Genomic DNA, 25,696 nt, shown 5'->3' with positions numbered 1-25,696 from the left:
CAATTGAGGGGGTAATAATGCCAAATTGCCCCTCATGCAATTTATAATTAAGCACAGACTTTTTATTGTAGGCCATTATTGCTTAAACTTGCACATCGCCACCCGGCAGATTAATTGAATATGACGCGCATTTGCTTAGTTGAAGACGAAGAAAAGGTTTCATCCTTTATAAAAAAAGGGCTTGAAGAACATAACTACAGCGTTGATGTTGCTGCCGATGGTGTGGCCGGGCTTACCCTGATGCTGCAAAACAAGTATGATCTGTTCATATTAGATATGATGCTGCCCCTGCTTAGCGGCATGGAGCTTTGCAGGCAGGTACGCCAAAAACAACCCGACGCACCTGTGCTGATACTTAGCGCCCTGGGCACAATTGACGATAAGGTGAACGGCCTGCAAGCCGGGGCCGATGATTATTTGGTAAAACCCTTTCATTTTAAGGAGTTACTGGCACGCATTGAAGCGCTGATGCGCCGCAGGCAACCAACCGACCAGGGTGCGAGCCACTACCTTAATTTTAGCGACCTGAAACTCAATATTTGGGATAAAACCGCCGAACGGGGAGGCAAGCAAATAGCGCTTACGGCTAAGGAGTATGCCCTACTGGAGCTATTCATCCGCAACGCGAATAAACTACTATCGCGCGAGTACATTACCGAGAAGGTTTGGGGTATAAACTTTGATACCCAAACCAATATGGTTGATGTTTACGTGAACTATCTGCGTAACAAAATTCAAAAAGGCTTTGATAAAAAACTCATCCACACGGTTATTGGCATGGGTTATATTTTGAAGGAGCAGTAAATGAAGATAAAAACCCGCTTGTCGTTATATTTTACGCTGATCAGTTCGGGCGCTTTGCTGCTGGTGCTGGTGGCGGTATACCTGGCGGTGTATTCGTTTTCGCGCGAGGATTTTTATGACCGGCTTACCGACCGTGCCAATGTAGCCTCGCAACTTTACCTTAAGGCCGATGAGATCAACGCCGACTCGCTGATGCAGGTACAGCAGCGCTACCTTGATAAACTGCATGGCGAGGTAATTAAGGTGTATGATGATGATAATAAATCGGCCTTTAATACCCACAACAATATTTTTTGGACCGATACCATTATTGAGCAGGTACGTAAAGAAAAATCCCTCAAATATCAGGATGGCGACCGCCAGGTGGTAGGTAAGCTATACCATGATAACCAAGGCGATTTCGTGATACTGGTATCTGCTTTTGACCGTAGTTTTCCGCACCGTATAGCTATGCTCACCAATATTGCATTGATACTGTTCATCTCATTTACCGCTGTTTTATTTTTTGCGGGGCAGATATTCGCTAACCGCGCCCTCGCCCCTATTAAAAGGGTGATAACGCAAATGGGGCAAATACGCTCGAGCAACCTGCATATGCGTGTTGAGGGAGCCAAAAACAAGGATGAAATTGACGAACTGATCAGCAACTTTAACAGCCTGATAGAACGTTTAGAGAATGCCTTTGAATTACAGCAAACCTTTGTGGCCAATGCCTCGCACGAGCTGCGCACCCCGCTTACCAGTATTATGGGCGAGGTTGAGGTTGCCTTAACCAAGGCGCGTAACACGGATGAATATGAGCGCATTTTAGCCTCCATATCCGCAGATGCCCAACGTTTGCAGGAAACCATTACCAGCCTGATGGAACTGGCGCAAGTGGATATGAACTACACCCAGGCCAAAATTTCAGCGGTGCGTGTTGATGAATTGTTATGGGAACTGCACGACTACTGGACAGAAAAGAAAGGTGCCGGTAAATTCATGCTCACCTTTGGCAATATGCCTGATGATGAGGCCGATCTGGAAATACAAGGCAACAAACCACTGCTTTACATCGCCCTGAACAATATCATTGAGAATGCGTATAAATACTCAAGCAATAAGCCGGTAACTGTAGAATTTAATGCTTCGGCAAAAAATGTACGTGTTGCCGTAACCGATAGCGGTCCCGGTATTGCTGAGGCTGACCGCGAAAAGATACTGCGCCCGTTTTACCGCGCCGGTGATATTAAAAAACAGCCGGGCAGCGGTCTTGGCTTGTATATTACCGATAAGATCATTCAGCTTTGCAATGGCCGGATACAGGTAATATCTGATGGCTCAACAGGCAGCACTTTTGCCGTTGAATTCGCTAAAAACAGCGAAATCTAAATTTTAATCCCTTTTTAATTCGGGTTTAATTCTCTTCCAATTCGCCCTAAATAATTTTGTTTCATCGAAAGATCAGAATACAAAATGGCACATTATAAAAACCTATTTAAATTACTGTTGCCCGTACTGGCAGTTTGCGCCGCCCCAAAGGCCTACAGCCAGACCGACACACTAAAGCTTAGCTTTAAGGATAGCGAAAAGCTTTTTTTACAAAACAACCTCACTATGCTTGCCCAAAAGTATAATGTTGATGCCAGCAAGGCACTCATTAAACAAGCGGGTTTATGGGATAACCCTGTACTAAGCACCGATCAAAACATTACCGACAACTCGGGCAAGTTCTTTGATCACAGCAAAAACACCGGGCAAATTTTCCTTGAGCTGAGCCAGGTATTTACCACTGCCGGCAAGCGCGGTAAACAAGTGCAAATAGCCAGGGATGACGCCAGCATTCAGCAAGCTGCGTTTGATGACCTGCTGCGTAACCTGCGATATAATATGCTGCTTGATTTTGCGCAGATATCAAACCTGATAGAGCAAGGCAAGGTTTACCAAAACGAAATTACATCGGCACAAAACCTGGTTAACGCCATCCAAAAATCGTACGACGCGGGTAATAACTCATTGAAAGATGTGGTACGTTTAAAGGCCCTGTTATTCGGCCTGCAAAATGACTTGGTGGAGAATAATCGCCAGCTATCACAATTACAAAGCGAACTAAAAACATTACTTGGTATACAGGCAGATAAAATCATCGCTCCGCAAATAAAATTCCACACTACAGATGTTTCACTTAACGCTGCCGAACTTGCCGAAAAGGCTAAAACCTTGCGTGGCGATTACCTGGCAAGCCAGTATACCCTGCAACAAAGCAACAATAACATTGCCCTGCAAAAGGCCCTGGCATCGCCCGATGTAACTGTTGGCGTAGCTTATGATCAAAACAGCAGCTACGCGCCGCACTACGTGGGCTTGCAGATCAGCGTACCACTACCTTTATTCAACCGTAATCAAGGCAACATCAAGGCAGCTAAACTAACCGCGCAAGGCCAACAATATATTGTTGAAAACAATGCCCTGCAATTGCAAAACGATGTATTCTCGGCAGTTAACCAATATCGCTTAAGCAACCAACTGCTTGGCCAAAGCGAAACAGATTTTTACGATCGCTACGATCAGCTTTACAACAATATGCTGAAAGGTTTTAAGCTGAGGCAGATCAGTTTGCCTGAATTCGTCGATTTTTTCGACTCATATAAAGACACCAAGCTGAAGATATTACAACAGCAATTTAACCTCAATAAAGCCATTGCCGATTTGAATTTCGCGGTTGGCACCACAGTAGTTGATCCTCTATAAAAATATTATATATACAAAATGAAAAAGCAATTAGCATACAGCGCTATAGCCCTTGTTTTTGCACTGAGCGCCTGCGAGGAACATAAAACCGGCACCATGGAAATCAAAAAGATCTGCGTGAGCGATTCAATGGCCCGCATGATCAAGATCGACACCGTTAAGGTATCGCAGGTTAAGGATGAACTATCACTAACCGGAGAGGTATCATTTGACGAGAATAAGGTGGTAAAAGTATTCCCATTTGCCGGTGGGCAGGTTACCGATGTTAAAGTATCCCTTGGCGATAAGGTTAGCAAAGGCCAGGTGCTTGCCATACTGCGCAGTGCCGATGTAGCCGGTAACTATACCGATCTGCAATCAACCCGTGCCGATGTGGCTATCAGCAAACGCCAGTTGGAACAGGCCGAGTATCTGTACAAGAACGGTATATCAAGCGAGCGCGATTACACCGAAGCTAAGGAGAATTACGCCAAAGCCCAGGCTGCCGACGAAAAGGTAAAACAACAAATATCAATTAACGGTGGCGGCAATACCAGCTCAAACGGTACCCTGATTGTTCGTGCACCACGCGATGGCTACATTGTTGAGAAGAACATTGCCGCGGGCAACTTCATCAGGCCTGATAATAACGAGAGCTTGTTCACCATATCAGACATGAAGGACGTATGGATAAACGCCAACGTTTTTGAGAGCGATATCGCCAAAGTAAAGCAAGGCTACAGTGCCCGTGTAACTACCATCGCTTATCCTGATAAGGTATTTACGGGTAAGATAGACCTGGTAAACTCGGTACTCGACCCGGACAGCAAGGTAATGAACGTACGTATCTCGCTACCAAATAAAGACTTGTTGCTGAAGCCCGAAATGTTCACCAACGTAATTATTACCAATAACGAGAGTGGTACCGCCGTGGCGCTGCCTGCATCATCGGTAATATTTGATAACAGCAAGCATTACGTGGTAGTTTACAACAACCGTTGCGATATGGAGATACGTGAGGTTAACCCGGTAAAAACGGTTGATAGCGTAACCTACATAGCTGGCGGCCTGAAACCCGGCGAACGCATTATATCTAAAAACCAATTGTTTTTATACAACGCCCTATTAGCTGAATAATAGCTTGATGAGCACCACTGCCGCTGTATCAAAAACTCCGGCGTAATATTTACTACAATGAACAAATTCATTAAAAGCATCATATATTTTTCGCTGCGCAACCGGGCCATGGTGTTCTTTTTAACTGCCGTGCTTGCTGTTGTGGGTGTATGGAGCTATACCAATACCCCTATTGAAACATTCCCCGATGTTACCAATACGCAGATCATTATTATAGCGCAATGGCCCGGTCGTAGTGCCGAGGAGGTTGAAAAAATGGTGACCATACCCATGGAAACCGTTTTAAACTCGGTACAAAAAAAGGTGAACCTGCGTACCACTTCATCCTTCGGTTTATCATACGTACGTATCATTTTTGATGATGACGTTGACGATTCCTTTGCCCGCCAGCAGGTATTAAGCCGCCTGAGCAATGCCGAATTGCCCGACGGCGTTAAGCCCGAAGTTGAGCCGCCTTACGGCCCAACCGGCGAAATATTCCGTTACACGCTGAAAAGCCGTACCAAATCACTGCACGAGCTTACCGCTATTCAGGATTGGGTGCTTGACCGCCAGTTCAAAGCCATCCCCGGTGTTGCCGATGTTAACAGCTTTGGCGGTGAGGAAAAAGATTACGAGGTGAGCGTTAACCCATCGCTGCTGCAAAAATACGGCCTTACCTCGGTGGATGTTTATAATGCCATTAACCGCAGTAATATTAACGTAGGTGGCGATATCATTGAAAAAAACAATCAGGCCTTTGTTGTGCGTGGTATTGGTTTGATCAATAACATCAGCGAGATAGAGAACATCATTGTTAAAAATGTAAACAATGTACCTATCCTCGCCAAAAACATAGCTGTAATAAAAGAGAGTGGCTTGCCACGTTTAGGTCAGGTTGGTCGTGATAAGCAGGATGATGTTATTGAGGGCATCGTAGTTATGCGTAAGGGCGAAAACCCTGCTGATGTACTGGTTCGTATCAAGGATAAAGTGCAGGATCTGAACGAGAACATACTGCCAAAGGATGTTAAGATAGATACCTTTTACGACCGTACCACCCTGATGGAGTTTTGTACTGAAACAGTTATACATAACCTGTTAGAAGGTATTGTGCTGGTAACCGTGGTGGTACTACTTTTTATGGCCGACTGGCGCACTACGCTTACCGTATCCATCATCATCCCGCTGGCTTTATTATTCGCCTTTATTTGTATGCGGATAAAGGGCATGACCGCCAACCTGATATCAATGGGCGCGGTGGATTTCGGTATCATTATAGATGGTGCCGTGGTGATGGTTGAGGGCCTCTTTGTAGCGCTTGATCATAAGGCCAAAGAGGTTGGTATGGAGAAATTCAACAAGCTTGCCAAACTGGGTCTGTTTAAAAACGTAGGTTCAGAAATGGGTAAGGCTATCTTCTTCTCCAAACTGATTATCATTACCTGTTTAATACCCATTTTCGCTTTCCAAAAGGTAGAGGGTAAAATGTTCTCGCCGTTGGCTTATACGCTTGCCTTTGCGTTGTTGGGCGCTTTACTGTTCACCCTAACATTGGTGCCTGCGCTATCAAGCGTATTGTTACGCAAAAACGTTCGCGAAAAGCATAACCCGATTGTGTTATTCTTTGAGAATGGCATTAAGCGTATGTTCACCTTTACCTATCGTAACCAAAAGTTGAGCTTATTGGTGGCTATGAGCGCCATGGTGTTAACTTTTATGTCGGCCAAGTTATTGGGTACCGAGTTTTTACCGCAGCTTAACGAGGGTGCACTATGGGTATCAGCACAATTGCCAATGAGCAGCTCGCTCGAAAATTCGGTAAATGTTACTAATAAGATGCGCGCCATACTGGCCACCTTCCCCGAGGTTAAGCAAACCCTGTCGCAGGTTGGCCGCACCAATGACGGTACCGACCCGAAAGGCTTTTTTAACGTACAAATACAGGTTGACCTATTGCCCAAAAAGCAATGGAAACGCCACATCACCCAGGATGAACTGATAGCCGAAATAGATAAAAAGCTGAGCCAGTTCCCGGGCATCGTGTTTAACTACTCGCAGCCAATTATTGATAACGTATCTGAAGCTGTGGCCGGTGTACCTGCATCAATGGCGGTAAAAATATTCGGTGCCGATTTTGATGTGCTGGATAAAAAGGCGGATGCCGTTATGTCGGTACTGCAACATGTAGATGGCGTAACCGATCTTGGCGTACTGCGCAATCTGGGTCAGCCCGAGTTCAGGATAGAGCTTGATCAGCGTAAGATGGCCTTATACGGCGTATCAACCGCTGATGCTAACGCGGTTATCGAGATGGCCATTGGCGGTAAAGCAGCCACTCAGCTATATGAGGGTGAGCGTAAGTTCGATATCCGTATACGTTATCAAAAGCAATATCGTGCTACGCAGGAGAACATTGAAAGACTGATGGTACCAACCCTAAATGGTTCAAAAATATCTATTAAGGAGATATCAACCATCCGCGAGATCACCGGCCCGGCATTTGTTTACCGTGATAATAACTCGCGCTATATTGCCGTAAAATTCTCGGTTCGTGGTCGTGATTTAGGTAGCACCATTAAGGAAGCTCAAGCCAAAGTGGGCAAAGCTGTACAACTCCCCCACGGCTACTCATTTACCTGGAACGGTGAATTTGAAAACCAGATACGCGCCTCAAATACCCTGGCCAACGTAGTCCCGGTTTGTTTGCTGGTGATATTCCTGATATTGTTTGTAACCTTTGGTAACAGTAAGGATGCCATACTGGTATTGCTAAACGTACCTTTCGCCCTCATCGGCGGTATATTGGCACTGCATATTACCGGTATTAACTTCAGTATATCGGCAGGTATTGGTTTTATAGCCTTGTTTGGCGTGTGTATACAAAACGGGGTGATACTGATATCGGTATTCCGCAAAAACCTGATGGAAGGCATGCACCTTGACCAAGCCTTGCTTGATGGTGTAATATCAAGGGTACGCCCCGTAGTAATGACCGCCCTGATGGCAGCCATAGGCCTGATGCCTGCGGCCATATCAACCGGCATAGGTTCCGAAACTCAAAAACCTTTGGCTATAGTGGTAATAGGCGGTTTGGTTACCTCAACCATACTTACCTTGTTAATATTGCCTGTAATTTATGGCATAGTATACAAGCTTATCCACAAGCGTGAAAACCGCAAACTATTAAAAAAAATTGGCGCTATAAGTTCATAGTAATTTAGCGCCGGTAATCAGCAAAATACCCCACGCCATAGTGAAGTTCGCTATGGCGTTTTTTTACTTTTCATTTTCACTGCTCATGAGCACAGGGATATGCTTTATTAACCGTTAGTGGTTGTCACTTTCTTTTTTGCAGAAAAAAGAAAGTAACCAAAGAAAAACTGCCGGCTACGCCCTGCCCGGTGAAAGTTTCTGCGTTGGCAGGGCTTGTGCTGCTCCGGGCATTTCTGATGCCGGTAATAGAGGTTATTTGCGGTTTGTGCTTTTGGTGCTTAGATATTAATACCCTCCCCATGGGAGGGTTAGGGAGGGTTCGCCGACTGTTACTTCCTACTATTTAATTTCTTTCTCAAACTTGTCATATCGAGCGCCAGCGAGATATCTGCACACGTTCATAAACAAGCGGACAGATTTCTCCTCGTACCTCGTCGAAATGACATTAATGTTTAAAAGTCCTCACCCTCGGGGAGGATTTAGGAGGGGTATACAAAACAATTAAGCCGGGGTTCTGCAATTAAGCTGAACACCCGGCTTCTTTTTTAATTAACCCCTTAACTAAAAAAAGGTCTTTAAAACTCCCAGCGCACAAAGGCCTCAATGGCTTCGTATTCGGCAAGGCCAAGTTCGTCGTATGCGCGGGCAGTTTCGGCTGTGCGTTGCTCGGCACGTACCCAAAACTCGCGTGCATCATCACCCGGGAATACCGGCAGATCCTTTTGCGACTGGTGTTTAAATATGGCCAAACGTTTGCGCATCACCTCCTGCGGCGAAAGCGGAACGGCCATTTGTATTTCGTGTATCTCAAACTCGTGCCATGCACCGCGGTATAACCACAGCCAGCAATCGTCAACCCAGGCTTCAGTGCCTTTAAGGCGCTGTAAGGCAGCAAGGATCACATCAAAGCAAACTTTGTGTGTGCCATGTGGGTCGGCAAAATCGCCTGCGGCAAATACCTGTTGTGGTTTTACCTTACGTAATAACTCAATGGTTTGTTGTATGTCATCCTCAAAACTTACATTGCTGTTAGTTTTCTGTCTGTCGTAAAACGGCAGGTTTTGAAAGTGAATATTCTCATCAGGTAAACCCGCGAATCTTGCACCCGCGATAGCTTCGCCTTTACGGATAAGGCCTTTAACCTCACGTATAGCTAACTGATCGGGCTGATTTGGCAATTTTTTGCCAATAAATTCACGACTTACTTTATAAGTATTTTCAAGCGAAGCGGTATCAAGCCCTTGCGCCTTGTTGAAATCGATGGCAAACTCCATAAAACGCAGCACATCATCATCCCAAACGGCAGTATTGCCTGATGTTTGGTAGGCTACGTGTACCTCATGCCCCTGATCGGCCAGGCGAATGAAGGTACCACCCATCGAGATAACATCATCATCGGGGTGCGGAGAGAATATGATAGAACGTTTTTTAGCCGGGTCCTTACGTTCAGGGCGTTGGCTGTCATCAGCATTAGGCTTACCACCCGGCCAGCCGGTAATGGTATGCTGTAGCTTGTTAAATATATCAATATTGATGTTGTAAACCGGCCCTTTTTCGATAGCCAGTTGCGCCATACCATTGTTGTTGTAATCTTCTTCGGTAAGCTTTAATATTGGCTTGCCGGTGGTTTTTGAAAGCCAAACCACAGCTTTTTTTATCAGTTGTATATCCCAAACACAATCACGAACTAACCAGGGTGTATCAAAACGGGTAAGCTCGGCAGCAGCGTCCTGATCAAGGATGAACTCCACCTTGTCAGACAGTTGCAGGTATGTTGCCGGTACTTCAGATGATACCGAACCTTCAACCGCTTTTTTAATGATGCTGGCTTTTTTAAGGTTCCAGGCCATCAAAATGATCTCGCGGGCTTTGAATATAGTACCCACACCCATCGTAATGGCTTTGGTAGGCACATTCTCTTTACCACCAAAATCGCGCGAAGCATCGCGGCGGGTCAGGTCATCTAAGGTTACCAAACGGGTACCTGAGTTTGGCGCTGAGCCCGGCTCGTTAAAACCGATGTGACCGGTACGGCCAATGCCCAGTACTTGCAGGTCGAGCCCGCCGTATGAATTAATTTTTTGCTCGTAGTTGATGCAGAATTGTGCTACTTCATCCTCGGCCAAAGTACCATCAGGTATGTGGATGTTTGCCGCATCGATATCGATATGATCGAACAGTTGTTGCTTCATAAAAGTAACATAGCTCTGTTCGGCATCAGGCTGCATCGGGAAATACTCATCCAAATTGAATGTCACTACATTCTTAAAGCTTAAACCTTCTTCTTTATGCAGGCGAATAAGTTCTTTATAAACTTTTACAGGAGTAGCACCTGTTGCCAAACCTAAAACGGTGGTTTCTCCACGGCTTTGTTTGTCGCGTATCAGCGTGGCGATACGGGCGGCAACACTATTTGAGGCAGCTGTTGAATCAGGGAATACCGTAACGGGTAGTTTTTCGTAACGGGTTTCTTCAAGCAGATTGAGTCGTGACATATATTGGGGTTGTTGTTTGATTACTCTACAAATTAAACAAACTTACTTATATTTTTTAAATATGAAATAAAACTTATTAAATTTTTTACAAAGTTTTCAAACCGTATTATTCCCTTAAACGCAATACTTTATACTATGTTTTAGGAATATTATTTTAAGCTGAGGCTTTGGCACTTGCATCGTGCAGTTTGTTAAAACTTTCCATCACCAATATGGCCGCGCCTATCAGTTCGGCATCAAAACCAATGTCTGATATAAATAACTCAGTACCCTGGGCCAGCCTTGGTATACAGTATTTGTTTAACGCCTGCTGTATAGGCGCAAGCAACAACTTACCAACCTTTACTCCCCTGCCGCTTAACACAATAGCCTTGGGGTTAAGTATATGTATCAGGATAGAAAGGGCACGGCCTATCTTGTAAGCCGCGTCAGACAATAGTTCAATAGCATACTGATCGCCTTTGTTGGCGGCATCCATCAGGGCACTGCCTACAGCCAGGTTAGAGTGATCGTCGGTAATGTATTGTTGCAGGCTCGATTTCTGGCCGCTCTCTACGCCTTCAATAGCTTTTTGCGCTACAGCCATTAATGATGCCTCGGCTTCAAGGCACCCTTGTTTACCGCAGGCACATAGCGCGCCTTCCTCAGCAATGGGTATGTGGCTGAACTCACCGGCAAAACCGTTCTCGCCCCTAAATATCTGTCCGTTAATGATCATGCCCAGGCCAATACCCCAGCCGATGTTGATCACCATAACATCCTTAATTGACTTGGCTATTCCGAACTTAAGTTCAGATAGGGCTATCAAACTCGAATCGTTATCGATATAAACCGGCAGCTCAACCGCGTCAGACAAGTATTCGGTAAGCGATTTATCTCCCGCATCCAAATAAGTATAGTTAATCCCTTCGTTTACGTTAACAAAACCGGGCATGCCTATACCTACACCAATTATCTTCTCCTTATCAACATTAGAATTTTCAATGTGGATATTGATCAACCCTACCAGCGAGTTCAGTGCTTTAGGATTATCTTTCAATTTAAGACTGATGATCTCAATGGGCGAAACAAAGTTATTAAGCAAATCAACAATACCAATACGGGTTGAAAGCTGATCCATAGCCACGGTAACTATATGCAACCTATCGTGCCGTACCGAATACATTAAGGGCCTGCGGCCGCCGCTGGATGGGGCATAACCCTGCTCAACAACAAAACCGGCTTCTATAAGGTGGTTAACCGCTTTGGTAACCAATGGAATACTTTTATCAATACGCGCGCTAAGCTCGGCGCTTGATAGCTGCTCACCATAATACAGTTGTTGTATTATTTCGGCATAAAGCTTAGCTGTTTTTTTGTTGGCGTTAAACATAAAGGTTTAAAAATCTCAATACAAACGGTTCCGGCTTACAAAAATTACAATAGCGTACAATTGCAACCCTTTGTGCTTACATTAACAATAAATATATAATTAATATATCAGACGCTAATATACATACAGGCGTTACATATTTTATTAACTACTCATCAAAAATTATAAAACCCAAAAAATCTTTTTAAATAAATTTTAAAGTTTGCGCTGCTTTTTATTAGTTTTGGTTTAACTGACTACAATAAACTTAAGCTGTTTCTCATCTAAAAGATATTGTGTAGTAAGATATTAGGCTTATGCCCCGCTGGCATGGGCAGGTTACAAATTAATCAGAACAATAAAATGAAACTTATTGCAGACAGTGGCTCTACAAAAACCGATTGGTGCCTTTTAGGCGACAACAACTCGATAACTTATTTTGATACCGAGGGGTTTAACCCATATTATGTTGATGCCGATTATATATATAATACCATATTATCAAAACTGCCTGCAAATGTTGATAGCAGCAAGGTAAGCGAGGTTTATTTTTACGGTGCCGGTTGCAGTGGCGACAAAAACCATATACTTGAAAACGCGCTTGGTCGCATATTTACACAGGCACACGTTGAGGTTGAACACGATCTGCTGGCTGCCGCGAGGGCTGTTTTAGGTAACGATAAAGGCTTTGTAGCCATATTAGGCACCGGCTGCAACAGCTGTATATACGATGGTAAAACCATTACCCACCAAATTGATTCGCTTGGTTTTATGCTGGGCGATGAAGGCAGCGGCGCCTATATTGGCAAGCAACTACTGGTAAGGTACGGCCGTGGCCAATTACCTGAAGATCTGCGTGTGGAGTTTTGGAACGAATACGGCCTTACCCCTGATGATATTGTTGAACACGCGCACTCAAAACCGCTACCCAACAGGTTTTGCGCGAGCTTTGTACGCTTTATAGCCCCACGTATGGAGCACCCTTATATTGCCGCCATCATTAAAAAAGCGTTTACCGATTGCTTTGAGAACATGATCTCTCTTTATCCCGATTTTAAACTTTACTCGCTAAACTGTGTCGGATCAATAGGCTATATGTTTTCGGCAATACTTAGCGATGTAGCTAAAAGCTATGGCATGACCACCGGTAACATTATAAAAGCACCTATTGAGGGCCTGATAAATTACCATGCCAAAGCTGCCGTGCAACCCCTGGGGGATGTTAACGAAGCTTCGGTATAAAGGTATTTACAGCTTAAAGTAATTTATCGGCAGGTTTTTTGCGACTGCATATATTTACGCGTTTAAACCAGGGGCGTACTTGCCCCTAAATGTATTTTTATGAGAAAAACGGTTTTAATATTTTTTATTACCATGATGATGGCCGCCACAACCATGGCGCAAAGCAAAAATCCATTTAATGCTGCTGATGTAAGGCTTACCTGGCAAATTGTTGAAAACCCTTATGCCAACACTACACAAGCCCGTGCTAAGGTTACTTTGGTTAATAAAGGCGCCAAACCGGTACCAACCAAAGGCTGGAAGATATATTTTAACGCCACCACCACCCGTAGCGGTGGTTTGGATAAAAACCTGCTGGTTGATCGTGTTAACGGCGACCTGTTTATACTTTACCCGGGCAGTGGCTTTAAAACGGTAGCCACCGGCGATTCCATATCATCAAGCGTACTGCAAAGCCATGTGAAGGATATTACCGATTACCCGAAAGGCTTTTATATTGTATTTGATAGTGAGCCTGAAAAAGGCTATCCACTACTTACTGATATTACCAATAGGGTAAACATTGATAAGAACGAGAAGGCGCTGGCCGAAAAGATATATCACCAGAACCAGCTGATCACGGATATGCCTGTAGCCAATCTGTCGCCGATATTGCCTACACCGGTTACTTACAAACGTGCCGCGGGTAGCTTTAAACTTACTCCGCAGGTAAAGATCATTAACGACCCTGCCTTTATAAAAGAAGCCGGTTATTTTAAGGATGAATTGGCCAAGGTATTCGGCAGCAAGCCGCAAACCGGTTTTACCGAAAAGTATAATGTTATTGTGCTGCAAAAAGGTGGCAACAATGGCCCCGAAGGTTACCAGTTGCAGGTAGCGCCAGGTCGTATAACCATTACGGCTACCAATGGTTCGGGTATATTTTATGGCTTGCAGTCACTTAAAAACCTGTTGCCTGCCGCAGCATGGACAGGAACACAAAAGAATTTTGATATCCCCTGCATCAATATAACCGATGCGCCCCGCTTTGAGCACCGCGCGTTTATGCTGGATGTGGCACGTAACTTCTTACCAAAATCGCACGTGTTGAAGGTGATCGATCTGCTATCGTTCTACAAATTTAACGTACTGCACATGCACATGGTTGATGATGAGGGATGGCGCATTGAAATACCGGGACTACCCGAGCTTACCCAAACCGGCGCGACACGCGGCCATAGCAGTAACGAACTAAAAAGTATTAACCCTGCCTACGGCTCAGGCCCTGATACCACCAATCAGGCAGGCAGCGGTTACTTTAGCAGGCAGGAATATATTGAGATACTACGCTATGCTAATGATCGCCATATAAAGGTAATACCTGAGATTGAAACGCCGGGCCATGCCCGTGCCGCCATTAAGGCCATGAATGCCCGTTACGATCGTTTTATGAAGCTGGGCAAAAAAGCCGAAGCTGAGCAGTATTTGCTGCGCGATATCAACGATAAATCTGTTTACCGTTCGGTACAAGGCTTTAGCGATAACGTGCTGAATGTTGGTCAACCATCGGCCTATGCTTTTTTAGAGAAGATTGCCGATGAACTGATAGCCATGTACAAGGAGGCCGGCGCGCCGCTTGAAACCATCCACTACGGTGGCGATGAGGTACCTGCCGGTGTTTGGGAAAAATCGCCGGTGATCGCCGATCTGATGAAAAAGGATTCGAGCATTAAAAACACTTCCGACTTATGGTTCTATTACTTCGGTAAGATCAATACCATGCTGAAAAGCAAAGGTCTTTACCTCTCAGGCTGGGAGGAGATCGGGCTTACCAGCGGTGTGGTTAACGGCAAAAAACGTTTGGTTATTGACCCTCGTTTCGCTAACGAAAATTTCCATACCGATGTGTGGAATAACCTTGTAGGTAATGAGGATCTGGCTTATAAACTGGCCAATGCCGGTTATAAAGTAGTGCTTACCAATGTTACCAATTTGTACCTCGATCTGGCTTATAATACCAGCTTTTACGAGCGTGGCCAATATTGGGGTGGTTATGTTGATCTGAATAAGCCATTCGCGTTCATCCCGTACAACTACTATAAAAACCAAAAGGAGAACGAGATGGGGCAACCGCTTAAGCCGGGACATTTTGATGGCAAGGAGCAACTGACGGAAGCCGGTCGCCGTAATATTGTGGGTATACAATCGCCGCTATGGGCCGAGGTTATCACCTCGCCTGAAAAGCATGAGTACCTGCTGTTACCTAAAGTGTTAGCTGTTGCCGAGCGTGCCTGGGCTCCCGATCCACAATGGGCCACCGAGCCTGAAATAGCTAAAAGCGAAGCACTATACAACCAGGCTTGGGCGGCTTTCGCCAACAAGGTTTCAAAAACCGAATTACCTAAGCTCGATCATTATGCAGGCGGTTTTGAATACCGCATACCAACACCGGGTTTTGTAATAGAAAATGGCCTGGTAAAGGCTAATATACAACTACCCGGCTTCACCATCCGCTACACAACCGATGGTACCGAACCCGATGCTAACAGCAGCGTAATAACCGATAGTCTTAACTACACACCACAACTCAACCTCCGCGCCTTCAACACCGAAGGCCGTGGCGGCCGTACAGTTAAGGTGATTCAATAGTGAGCGGGGAATGGTGAATGGTCAGTAGTGAATGGAGGTTGGTGGTTAGAGAATAGTGGTTGGTGAATAGTGGTTGGTGAATAGTGGTTAGTGATTGAAGATAAGTATTTAGGATTTAGAATTTAGGGCTTAGAATTTTAGAGTTTAGATTTTAGTATTTATAACTTACCATTTAGTATTTAACACAAAGGGCGCTGTTTTTGATGAACAGCGCCCTTTGTGTTATTTGGCGTTTATGTCAGTTATGTACTGATTTTTGGTGCCCCAGGTTTTGTCGGGCTTGCTGCTTAGGGTAAGGTTAAGCGTACCGCCCTTGCGCAGCTCGGCATAGGTTAACCAGTTACGTTCAAGCGGCTTGCCGTTAAGCGTAGCCGAGGTGATATAAATGTTCTTTTCGGCAAAGTTGGTGGTGGTTATGTTAAACTTCTTTCCATCCGGAAAATTGAACTTTACGCCCGAAAATAATGGCGCGTTCAAATAAAACACCGGCTCGCCAACGCAGGCAGGCATAATACCGCACGCGGTAAATACATACCAGCCGGAAAGGGCGCCACCGTCATCGTCCATAGTGCGTACATAAGTATCAGGCTGATTGCGGTATATCTTGTTCACAAACGGATCGATACCACGGCTGTTATCATTAAAGTAATATTGCACCACGGTATCGGCGGCGTATTTATGCGCCAACTGTTGCGATTTCCAAGGCTGCGATGTCATGTTGTACATAAACGGCGCCTGTATATCGGGCTCGTTGGCATGGTTATAAAGGTCGTTAGCAAAAAAGTAATCTAATTGCTCAATGTACTTTTGCTCGCCACCTACCAGGTTTATCAAGCCCTTAACATCAAACGGAACAAACCAGCGATATTGCCAAATAGTGCCTTGATATAAACCACGTGCCTGCATACGGTCTACATCGCGCTTGGTAATATCCTTAAAATCCTTCTCCCAATAATCTTTATATTTCATGGCGATCTCACGGAATTTGGTGCTCTCTGCCTTACGACCAGCGATCTCCATCAGGTGCGATAGCGCCCAGGCATCATAGCTTGATTCCAGTGCCTTATCAGGCTTGGCAAAATCTAAGCGGTTGCCCTCAGCTATCAACGAATCGGCAATGCCTTTAATGTCGACCTTGAACCCCTTACGCCAGGCATCCAGCAATACAACTATGGCATGCTCGGTACGTACTGTGTTTGATGGCTCGTGCTGGGTAGCATAATCCTTTTTGCCGTATTTATAGATTGATGCGATGGAAGTAACCATATCGGCATATTTATCCGGATATAGCAGCGACATTAAAGGTAATTGCGTACGGTAATTATCCCATATTGACCAGCCATTGTACACCGTTTTATTGGTTTTTTGCAACGAACCATCGGTACCACGATAAGCGCCGTCGGCCTCAGAAATAAGGTATGGCGATTGCACCGTACGGTATAACAACGAGTAAAAAAGTTTTTGTGTTTCCGTATCGCCGTTAACCTCAACCGTGCCGAGGGTTTTATTCCATTCGGTATGGCTGGCGGTTTGTAAGGCTTCTGCTCCATTAGTTTTAGCCGATGCTTGCGCATGCGCCACATCAACAGATGATATACCAATGTTCAACAGCACCGTGTTATCTGCGCTCTCAACACGGGCTATCAGTTTATGATCAGCATCCTGTTCAAACTTTACAGGCGCGCTAAAATTAATGTAATAATACACCCTGTAAACACCCGCGCCACAGGTAGTTCGTGCGTCAACCCAACCACTCAAACTGTTGGTGCTGCTTTTATGCTCCTCGGCCACAAAGCCATTGGCCAGTGTATGGCTAAGGTTGATAAAGAAGCTATGCTTGCTGTTAGCCGGAAAAGTATAAGCTTCGGTACCTGAGTTTTTATTAACGGCTACATTTACGTTGATACCATTCTCAAAACCAATGCGGTAAAAACCCGGCCCGGCGGCTTCTGATGATTTTAGCAGTTCGGTATCATCAGCGTTATCGCCCAACAAGGGTTTAATAAGGATACTACCACCGCTGCCCATACAGCCTACACCCTCAAAGCGGGTATGGGTAAAGCCAAGCACTTTTTTGGCATTATGCTCGTACCCCGCATGCAGGTTAGGGTAGGTTTGCGGCGCTATGCTCAGCATCCCGAAAGGATAGGATGCCGCGGGCGATAGCTGCCCATGATCGCCGGATGTGCCCAAAAACACATTCACCGCACTCGCCGGATCGGTTGCAGCCGTACCTTGCTGTGCATTAGCGCCCCCGGCCTGCAACAGCGTTACAGCGCATGCCGACCAAAGGATAAGTTTTGTAGATTTTTTCATTAGAGCTTTCTAAATAGTTTGTGATGAGCTAAAAGCTTTTATTTTCCACAACAATAATAGGCAAGCCCAACTTAGCAAACAAAAAAGCAAAGGATATTTAACTTAAAGATTTTGTTACGGAACCCCTCCTAAAATCTTCCCCGAGGGGGAGGACTTTGAATATCACTTTAAAATCGTGTCATTTCGAACGAGGAACGAGGAGAAATCTATCGCTTTGCTATGAACGTGTGCAGATTTCTCCTACGTCGAAATGACAAGTTTGAAAAAGTAAATATAAAAAAAACGCGTCATTGCGAGGTACGAAGCAATCCTCGAGCAACCTATCTTGTAGAATATCCTAAAGAGATTGCTTCGTACCTCGCAATAACGCAATTAAAAAATAAGGTCAATAAACTCAATACAAGCCGTAAATAACCCTTTCTACCGGCATCAGGAATGCCTGGAGCAGCACAAGTTCTTTATGATCACATTGCCAAAACATAAAAAAGCAGCCTCCACTTTCGCGGGGGCTGCTTAAGAAAATTAACTATTGGGTGTGATCAGAATTTATCAAAGAACAGTTTTGTGCTTACCTCATCCCCTCCTATCGCCGCGGCGGCGGTCGCATAGTTGTTGCCGTTTACGTTCTGCTCAACCACTGGGTAAGTCATCCGTACCGGGAAATCACTAACCGGGTTTGCGGGTGGCGGCAGTTGAGGGTAGTCAAGTCTGCGGTTCTCTATCCAGGCATCCCAGCCACGATTGTATAGCGCACGCCATTTTTGCAGGCCTATTTTTTGTTTGTAAGTACCTGTAGCTGTTAGGTAATTGACAGTAGGCTTAGCTAAATAAACAGTTGCCTGTGCCTCGGTACCACCCCAGTATTCAATAGATGCGGTTATGGCATTATTATAATGGGTTTGCGCGGAACCACCACCTACGCTGTAGCCACGCTCAACAGCTTCAGCCAAAATAAATTCAGTTTCTGAGTAATCCAGAATATCACCCGGAAAATTAGGCGCGGTAATTTTAGTTCCCGCTTTAGAGAAAGCGCCAAAACTATTGGTTGTGCCCATTTCTCCGCCCACATATTGGTTACTTGTACTGTTATTAACTGTAAAATAATTACTAAGCCGAGGGTCAGCATCAGCCTTTAAAGCATCGATGATGGTTTTTGCGGCTACAAAATCCTGACGGCCACTTTGCACCAGGTCAACCCATACCGGGTTAGTATTAGGCGAGCTGCTATCAAACAGGTAATCGGCATTATCATCGTTACTGGTAAAAACACCCGCTTGTACGGCGCTTTCAATAGTAGTGCGCGCCAGTTGCGAATCATGATCGGCAATGGTGATACCTAATTTAAGTTTCAGGGTATTGGCAAATTTTATCCATTGGCCAATATCGCCTCCATAAATCCTGTCGGCACCGCCAAAACCCGGGTATGATGGATCAAGTGCCTCAATAGCCGCATCAAGCCGAACAAGGAGATCTTCATACACAGTTACCGCATCATCATACTTAGGTGTTATGCTTTCTTTAAGCGCCTCGCTGTACGGCAAATCACCAAACGTAGTAACCAGGTAATACCAGGTATATATCTCCATTATCTCAATTTGGGCGTCATCATTCTTGCGTTCGTTTTCATCCAGCACATATTCCGGTAAACGCAGGCGCGATTGCTCAAAGTTGTTTAGCACATCGGTGTATAACCTTGTCCACTGCTCGTCAGGTATGGCGTTATCTTTTATGTTATAATTACTTTCGGTGTAATAGGTTGTTTCTGTCCAGTACTGCTCAAACAACCTGAAGGTATTAACATATACGTTTGTTGAGTGCAGGTTGCTGGCCAATTGTCTTTGCGCCTGAGTAAACAACGTGGATGCCGGTACCTTCAACGGGTTCTTCGGGTCGTCATTTAAACTGGTTATATCTTTTTTGCAGGCCCCCAGCAATAGTAAAGGGAGTACTGCTACTAATATTTTTTTCATGATAAGCTTTTTCTTAGAATCTGAATTTGGCGTTTAATGCAAATGTTTTTATTGCCGGGTATGCACCGCTTTGGTAGCCGGTAATGTTACCTGAGCTTAAACCATCCTCCGGATCAGCATAAGGCAGGTTTTTGTGGATGATCCACAGGTTACGACCGATCAGTGAAAGATCAACACCCTTAACCGGGCCTAATTTTGACACTACCGAGCGTGGCAAACTGTAGCTTAACGAAACCTCGCGCAGCTTAACAAAGCCCGCATCGTAAACAAATGCCTTGTTAGGCAGGGTTTCGTACCCATACAAACCGGTGTAAACATTTTCAACACGCACATCATTAGGCTGGCCATTCTCCTTAACGCCCGGCAATATCACACCTCCACCCTGATCAAGCGGGTTACGTGATGGATTGCCCAGATCATTCAGCCCGGCTGATTCAGGATACAAGCCGGTGTCCTGCCCGTAGTATTGATCTAACGAGAATACGCTGCCGCCTTTTCTGATATCGATCAAAAAGCTCAAACCAAAATCCTTGTAGCGGAAACGGTTGTTGATACCACCTATCCAATCAGGGTTAACATCGCCTATTACGTTGTTTGATGTTGCTGTTTGCAGGTAGTAACCATCCTCGCCAATAACTTTTTCGCCGTTCTCATTATAAATAAAATCAGATCCACGTAAGGTACCCAAAGGCTGTCCGAGCGTAGCATTCAAGGTAATATTACCCTGGAACGCCGCGGTTTGCATATTGGTAATAGGTGTTCCGGTTGGATCGGTAAACAGATCGAGCACCTTGTTACGGTTACGTGAGAAGTTTACATCAATACGCCACGAGAAATCGTTACTTTGAATTGGCGTACCATTTAAAGACACCTCGATACCTTTATTTTGTACGATACCTGAGTTATAGAATTGCTGAACATAACCATAAGCAGGTGATGTTGTTACCGGAATGATCTGGTTAACAGTTTTGTTAACATAGTATGTTGCATCGAGCCCTAAGCGATTGTTAAAAAATGCCAGCTCGATACCACCTTCAGTACTTTTTGAACGTTCAGGCCTCAGATCAGGATTGTTGCGCACCGGACTGATATAGGCTTGCGGTTGTCCTTGTATTGGTGCTCCGAAACGGTAGGTAGTAAAGCGGCTGTAGATAGGCGCATCATTACCTACCTCGGCATAATTCACCCTCAACTTACCGTATGATAACCATTTTTTATCCTGCATCAGCTCTGAGAATACGAAGCCACCATTGATAGATGGATAGTAAAAGGTGTTATTACCCTTGCCCAGCGTTGATGATACATCACGACGCAGGGTACCATCGAGTACTAAGAACTTTTTCCAGGTAAGTGTGGCACCGGTAAACAAGCCATTAACCTGCCTGCGCTGATCTTCTTCAATTGGTGCAAGCGGTGGCGTGAATGAGTTGGTGAGCGAGTAGATGCCCGGCTCAACCAAACCATTATTGGTTGAAGCTGATATGCTCTGGTAATCCTGCTTACGGATGTTGGTACCCAATAATGCTTTCAAATTCAGATCGCTCGACAGGTTTTTATCCATATTGGCGATCAAATCAAAGTTGGTTTCTGTCCAGCCCAGATCGCGGCGGGTATAGCCTGATATACCGGTACTACCCACGGCACGGCGCTCCTCCTGCAACTGGTTCCAATGGTCAACCGTTACACGGCCCATCACATTTAACCAACCGGTTACCTTATAATTAGCATTTACGTTACCAAAATAACGATGGCGTGTATCGGTTTCGTAATTTTGATAGCGCACAAAGTATGGGTTATCCCAGTAGATAGGTGTCGGATCATCAATATCAGATAGGTTCCAGGTAATGTTTTTGCCGCCTGATGAAAAATAAGCATCTTTTAACTGCTTAACATCATTGTTTACCTGCCACCATTGGCGAAAGTTTGACATGAGGTTGTCTGAATCGTAACCTGTACCGTAACGGCCTAAACCATCAGTACGGGTGTAATCAATATTACCGCCTACTGTTAATTTAGAGGTTGGATTATAAGTACCGCCAAGATTAATATTATTTTTAAGCACGTTACTGTTCGGTAAAATACCCGAGTCGTTATTACGTGTATAACCTAACTTGAATGTGCTGTTATCGCCACCATTGGTTATGAATATGCTTTGGTTATTTGATACCGCGGTTTGAAAAAACTTACTCGGATCATTAGCCGCGGCTACCCAAGGCGTTGCTTTTTGATAGTTTGGCAGGCCTTCGTAAAACGAATCCCAGTGATAAACCAGCAAGTTAGGATCAAACGGTGCACCATACGAGGCATCCTCAGTAAGTGGCACAATCAGATCGTCCTGCCCATCGCCATTGGCATCACGGAACCAGAAAAAACCCGAGTCGTCCTCATAGCCAGGGCCGTAACCGCCACCATATTCCTTTTGGTATTTGGCAAAGGTTGATTTATCAACCTTACCAACCGTTACACCTGTATTTACCGTAACGCCCAGGCCTTTGGCTGCTTTTTTAGTGGTAATCAATATAACACCGTTAGCGCCCTGCGAACCATACAAAGCGCTACCCGCTGCGCCTTTCAGTACCGTAACCGATTCGATATCATCGGGATTAAGGTCATTCACGGGGCTACCATAATCATAACCACCACCGGCACTTTTTTGCCCCGATGAGTTTACGTTACCGCCTGCCAAATTACTGGTGCTTGATGGCGAACCATTGTTAAACGGCACACCATCAATAACAAACAGGGCCTGGTTATTGGTGAATATTGATTTGCTACCACGCAATACTACGTTGGTCGATCCGCCTATGCTGTTATTCTGGCGTATCTCTAAACCGGCTACTTTACCTTGCAGGCCATTAACAAAGTTTGATGAGCGCTGCTTGCTAACCTCATCGCCCCCTACCTGTTGGGCTGCGTAGGCCTGTTGGTTACGGGTACGCGTTAAACCCAACGCGCCGGTAACCACCACCTCGCCCAGTTGCTGGCTTGATGATGATAAAATAACGTTTAGTGTGTTACCCGCGGCGGCAAGCTCCTGGCCGGCGTAGCCAATAAAGCTAAATACAAGCACGGTGTTTGCATCTGTTACTTGTATTTTGTAACTGCCATTAACATCGGTTACTGTACCGCTATTGCTGCCTTTAATTAATACGCTTACACCGGGTAGTGGTAAGCCATCCTCTTTTGCGGTTACCCTACCGGTAACTGTACGGGATTGTGCATAAACCTGCGTTATAAACAGCAGATTGAGCAAGAAAATCGGGAGTAGAGTTTTCTTCAAAGCATTCATTTTTCGTAAGGTGTGTAAATAGATATTGCAATTATAGAATTTTTTTAACCAAAATTTAACAAAACAATATTTTATTTGCAATTTATGTAACTATTGCGATACATTTTTGCATATGCACCAAAATTGAAGAACGCTTCAGGTAAATTTTTAACTCATATACTAATTTTCGTTTTTATTAATGCTTGAAGGTTCTTCATTATTCAGCGCCTCATTAATTTTTATGTGGATGTTGTGCACAATCTCATCCATTTCGCGAATGCTGGTACCTAACATGGGTATTATTTCGTCCTTATCCTTTTCTGTTTCGGCAACCTCTATCAAATTCATCAGGCCGAGCATGGTAGCAACCGGCCTACGCATCTGGTGCGAACTTAGCCAGGCCAGCTCGCGCAAAAAGTTGTTTTGCCGCTGTATCTCATCCTCTTTCTCTTTACGTGATGTGATGTTTTGGTAAACAGCAATGTAACCGCTGTATTTACCATCATCATTGTAAAAAGGTGTGAACTCTACTGATACCCAGATAGCTTGCCTATTAGCTGTATAAACAACTAAATCGGTTGTAAATGGTTTTCGTTGTTTCAGCTTATTGCGAAATCCGGGGCCAAGAACTTTCTCAAAATCAGGTCCGTTGAGAATTTCGTAAGGGGTTTTACCCACAATTTTGTCCAGCTTATGTCCCGTATTTTCTTCAAAGGCGTTATTGACCCAGGTTATTTTGTCGGCAACATCGGTAACAATTATCATGTTATTAACACGGGTTATCAGGTCGGCCAGGCGCTTATTTTCCTGGGTCGATCGTTTCAAGGCATCAATATCGCGTATGGCACCAATCAGCCTGATAGGTTCATGGGCTTCATTAAACACAAAATACCCCTGATCCATTATATACTTATACTGCCCTTTGCCACAGTAAATACGGTACTCGCATTCCCAATTGGTTTTGCGCATGGTTTTAACCCGCTCCTGGCTCAATACTACCTCATTAGCATCATCAGGATGGATAAGCCTGCGCCACCAGCTAAGGTTATACTGTATCTGATCTACCGGAATATTGATAAGATGGGTTAAACTGGTATTATAAATGATGTTATCGTTCACAATATCCAGATCGTAAATAACATCATGCGTAGCCTGTGCAACCAGCTCGTAGCGTTCAATAGCTTCCTTTAGCTTAATGTCCTTAAGTTTATCCTCAGATATATCCGAAAAATAAACTGATACACCATCATCCGTAGGGAAGGCCGCCATACGTATCCATTTATCAAGCACTTCTGAGTAATCTTCATTTTTGGTGATCACACCTTCTTCCAAAGCCTTTTTGTAATGCTTGTAAAAACGGTTACGCTCTTTAGGGAATATCTTGAATATGCTCTCTCCTACCACTTCGCTCGTTGGCAAACCCGTCATCTGTTTAAAAGCTTCATTTATCCGGATGATGCGCATATCCTTATCCAGCGCGAAAAACGCGTCGGATATGCTGTTCAGCGTATCTTCAAAATTATAGAGGTACTTATTCTTTTCTATTTCGAGCAATTTGAGCTCGGTAATATCCTGCGCCGAACCTACCACCTTCACTTCGGGCGTAGCGGCTTCGAGCCGGGCAAGTTGGCGCACATAACGCTCGCTGCCATCCATAGCGGTAATGCGATGGGTAACGTCCATTTGCTTGCCCTGGGTTATCAGCGCCTGTAAACCGGCAAGCATCATATCCCTGTCGTCAGGAAAAATATGGTTCAGATATATCTCGAATGCCGGGCGCTTATCAGCTTTGCTTACGCCAAATATTTCGTAAAACTCGTCAGACCATACCAGCTTATTGGTAGCCGGGTAAAACTCCCAACCGGCCACTTTTGATATAAGCTGGGTTTCGCTCAGCTTTCTCTTTTCGGCTTGCAGATAACGGTTTATCCTATCCAGAGATCGTTCATAAAGTATTTGGTCGGTAGTATCGCGCACCATGGCCAACATGTGAGGCTTACCATTAAATTGTATGTTATGTACCGATAGGTTAACATAAAAAACCGAGCCATCAACCTTAATATGGCGCAAATTACCATCGGTTTTAAGGGCTTTACTTATAGCTTGATCCTGATCGCCTTCGGCCACACTATCATCAATATAGGTAATATCGGCCATGGTTTTGGTCAGGAATTGCTCGTGGCTGTAACCATACACTGATGTGGCCGCTTTATTTACTGATACTATTTTTAGGCTTACGGCATCGTATATCCACATGGGGGCGTGGTTGGTTTCGTACATCTCACGATACTGGATCTCGCTCTGTTTTAAAGCCTTATCATCAATACGTATCAATGTATACAAAAACAGCCCTGTGCATACAATAAAGAAATACCCTTTAAAGGTACTGAGCATTAGTATGAAGTGGGTGTTATTGTCGTTCAGGAAATAAACCAATAACTGGTCGCTAAATGTGATCCAGATCAGGCTTATTATCAAATATATCAGGGCAATTTTTAACGCACCATACCTCATACAACAAAAAATACGCTTACGGCTAAAGTGTACGCATAAGCAAGTTATTGGTTACAACAAATTGGCT

Annotated in this window: 13 protein-coding genes; 7 read left to right on the top strand and 6 right to left on the bottom strand. The window is 44.7% G+C overall.

Annotated elements, in window-relative coordinates; genetic code table 11:
• The first annotated feature begins 120 nt into the window (after positions 1-120).
• From IM792_RS00960 to IM792_RS00940, 5 genes are all read left to right on the top strand, one after another.
• Positions 121-804, top strand: coding sequence for a response regulator transcription factor (locus tag IM792_RS00960; RefSeq protein ID WP_194099808.1), 684 nt, complete (start codon positions 121-123; stop codon positions 802-804).
• Positions 805-2,175: an ATP-binding protein gene (locus IM792_RS00955; protein ID WP_194099807.1), complete on the top strand. Its 1,371-nt coding sequence runs from the start codon at positions 805-807 to the stop codon at positions 2,173-2,175. It abuts the gene before it with no gap.
• Between the two features lie 84 nt (positions 2,176-2,259).
• On the top strand, positions 2,260-3,534 hold the full coding sequence (locus IM792_RS00950; RefSeq protein ID WP_194099806.1) for a TolC family protein: 1,275 nt from the start codon (positions 2,260-2,262) through the stop codon (positions 3,532-3,534).
• An 18-nt stretch (positions 3,535-3,552) separates the two neighbouring features.
• Positions 3,553-4,650 (top strand): efflux RND transporter periplasmic adaptor subunit, encoded by a 1,098-nt coding sequence (locus tag IM792_RS00945; RefSeq protein ID WP_194099805.1) that lies wholly within the window; start codon positions 3,553-3,555, stop codon positions 4,648-4,650.
• Positions 4,651-4,707: 57 nt separating this feature from the next.
• Positions 4,708-7,845, top strand: a complete 3,138-nt coding sequence (locus tag IM792_RS00940) for a CusA/CzcA family heavy metal efflux RND transporter (protein WP_194099804.1) — start codon at positions 4,708-4,710, stop codon at positions 7,843-7,845.
• A 575-nt stretch (positions 7,846-8,420) separates the two neighbouring features.
• Here the strand turns inward: IM792_RS00940 and nagB are convergent.
• Complete coding sequence (gene nagB, locus IM792_RS00935) at positions 8,421-10,361, bottom strand: glucosamine-6-phosphate deaminase (RefSeq protein WP_347343794.1); 1,941 nt, start codon at positions 10,359-10,361, stop codon at positions 8,421-8,423.
• A gap of 133 nt (positions 10,362-10,494) precedes the next feature.
• Positions 10,495-11,712 carry an ROK family transcriptional regulator gene (locus tag IM792_RS00930; RefSeq protein WP_194099802.1) on the bottom strand — a complete coding sequence of 406 codons (1,218 nt, stop codon included), beginning with the start codon at positions 11,710-11,712 and terminating at the stop codon, positions 10,495-10,497.
• Positions 11,713-12,054: 342 nt separating this feature from the next.
• On the opposite strand from IM792_RS00930, the gene IM792_RS00925 reads away from it, so the two are divergent.
• Both IM792_RS00925 and IM792_RS00920 read left to right on the top strand, forming a co-directional pair.
• The gene (locus tag IM792_RS00925) at positions 12,055-12,933 is read left to right on the top strand and encodes an N-acetylglucosamine kinase (RefSeq protein WP_194099801.1); all 879 of its coding nucleotides are present in this window, start codon (positions 12,055-12,057) and stop codon (positions 12,931-12,933) included.
• Positions 12,934-13,032: 99 nt separating this feature from the next.
• Positions 13,033-15,561 carry a family 20 glycosylhydrolase gene (locus IM792_RS00920; protein WP_228084874.1) on the top strand — a complete coding sequence of 843 codons (2,529 nt, stop codon included), beginning with the start codon at positions 13,033-13,035 and terminating at the stop codon, positions 15,559-15,561.
• Between the two features lie 222 nt (positions 15,562-15,783).
• Here IM792_RS00920 and IM792_RS00915 read toward each other — a convergent pair whose 3' ends face one another.
• The 4 genes from IM792_RS00915 to IM792_RS00900 all read right to left on the bottom strand — a co-directional run bounded on the left by IM792_RS00915 (position 15,784) and on the right by IM792_RS00900 (position 25,629).
• Positions 15,784-17,877, bottom strand: a complete 2,094-nt coding sequence (locus IM792_RS00915; RefSeq protein WP_194099800.1) for a glycoside hydrolase domain-containing protein — start codon at positions 17,875-17,877, stop codon at positions 15,784-15,786.
• A gap of 539 nt (positions 17,878-18,416) precedes the next feature.
• Positions 18,417-19,847 carry a SusD/RagB family nutrient-binding outer membrane lipoprotein gene (locus IM792_RS00910; RefSeq protein ID WP_194099799.1) on the bottom strand — a complete coding sequence of 477 codons (1,431 nt, stop codon included), beginning with the start codon at positions 19,845-19,847 and terminating at the stop codon, positions 18,417-18,419.
• 13 nt (positions 19,848-19,860) lie between these two features.
• Positions 19,861-23,136 carry a SusC/RagA family TonB-linked outer membrane protein gene (locus IM792_RS00905; RefSeq protein ID WP_194099798.1) on the bottom strand — a complete coding sequence of 1,092 codons (3,276 nt, stop codon included), beginning with the start codon at positions 23,134-23,136 and terminating at the stop codon, positions 19,861-19,863.
• Between the two features lie 159 nt (positions 23,137-23,295).
• A complete protein-coding gene (locus IM792_RS00900; RefSeq protein ID WP_194099797.1) occupies positions 23,296-25,629 on the bottom strand; it encodes a PAS domain S-box protein in 2,334 nt (777 codons plus the stop codon).
• Between the last annotated feature and the right edge of the window lie 67 nt (positions 25,630-25,696).

This window comes from Mucilaginibacter sp. JRF (assembly GCF_015223065.1).
Classification (GTDB): domain Bacteria; phylum Bacteroidota; class Bacteroidia; order Sphingobacteriales; family Sphingobacteriaceae; genus Mucilaginibacter.
This window is presented reverse-complemented; position numbering and strand designations above follow the sequence as displayed.

What these genes read in the sequence shown, in the direction of transcription:
- IM792_RS00955 (WP_194099807.1), top strand. Translation starts at nt 805, where the DNA reads ATGAAGATAAAAACCCGCTTGTCGTTATATTTTACGCTGATCAGTTCG.
- IM792_RS00940 (WP_194099804.1), top strand. Translation starts at nt 4,708, where the DNA reads ATGAACAAATTCATTAAAAGCATCATATATTTTTCGCTGCGCAACCGG.
- IM792_RS00900 (WP_194099797.1), bottom strand. Translation starts at nt 25,629, where the DNA reads ATGAGGTATGGTGCGTTAAAAATTGCCCTGATATATTTGATAATAAGC.
- IM792_RS00960 (WP_194099808.1), top strand. Translation starts at nt 121, where the DNA reads ATGACGCGCATTTGCTTAGTTGAAGACGAAGAAAAGGTTTCATCCTTT.
- IM792_RS00910 (WP_194099799.1), bottom strand. Translation starts at nt 19,847, where the DNA reads ATGAAAAAAATATTAGTAGCAGTACTCCCTTTACTATTGCTGGGGGCC.
- IM792_RS00905 (WP_194099798.1), bottom strand. Translation starts at nt 23,136, where the DNA reads ATGAATGCTTTGAAGAAAACTCTACTCCCGATTTTCTTGCTCAATCTG.
- IM792_RS00925 (WP_194099801.1), top strand. Translation starts at nt 12,055, where the DNA reads ATGAAACTTATTGCAGACAGTGGCTCTACAAAAACCGATTGGTGCCTT.
- IM792_RS00915 (WP_194099800.1), bottom strand. Translation starts at nt 17,877, where the DNA reads ATGAAAAAATCTACAAAACTTATCCTTTGGTCGGCATGCGCTGTAACG.
- IM792_RS00950 (WP_194099806.1), top strand. Translation starts at nt 2,260, where the DNA reads ATGGCACATTATAAAAACCTATTTAAATTACTGTTGCCCGTACTGGCA.
- IM792_RS00930 (WP_194099802.1), bottom strand. Translation starts at nt 11,712, where the DNA reads ATGTTTAACGCCAACAAAAAAACAGCTAAGCTTTATGCCGAAATAATA.
- IM792_RS00945 (WP_194099805.1), top strand. Translation starts at nt 3,553, where the DNA reads ATGAAAAAGCAATTAGCATACAGCGCTATAGCCCTTGTTTTTGCACTG.
- IM792_RS00920 (WP_228084874.1), top strand. Translation starts at nt 13,033, where the DNA reads ATGAGAAAAACGGTTTTAATATTTTTTATTACCATGATGATGGCCGCC.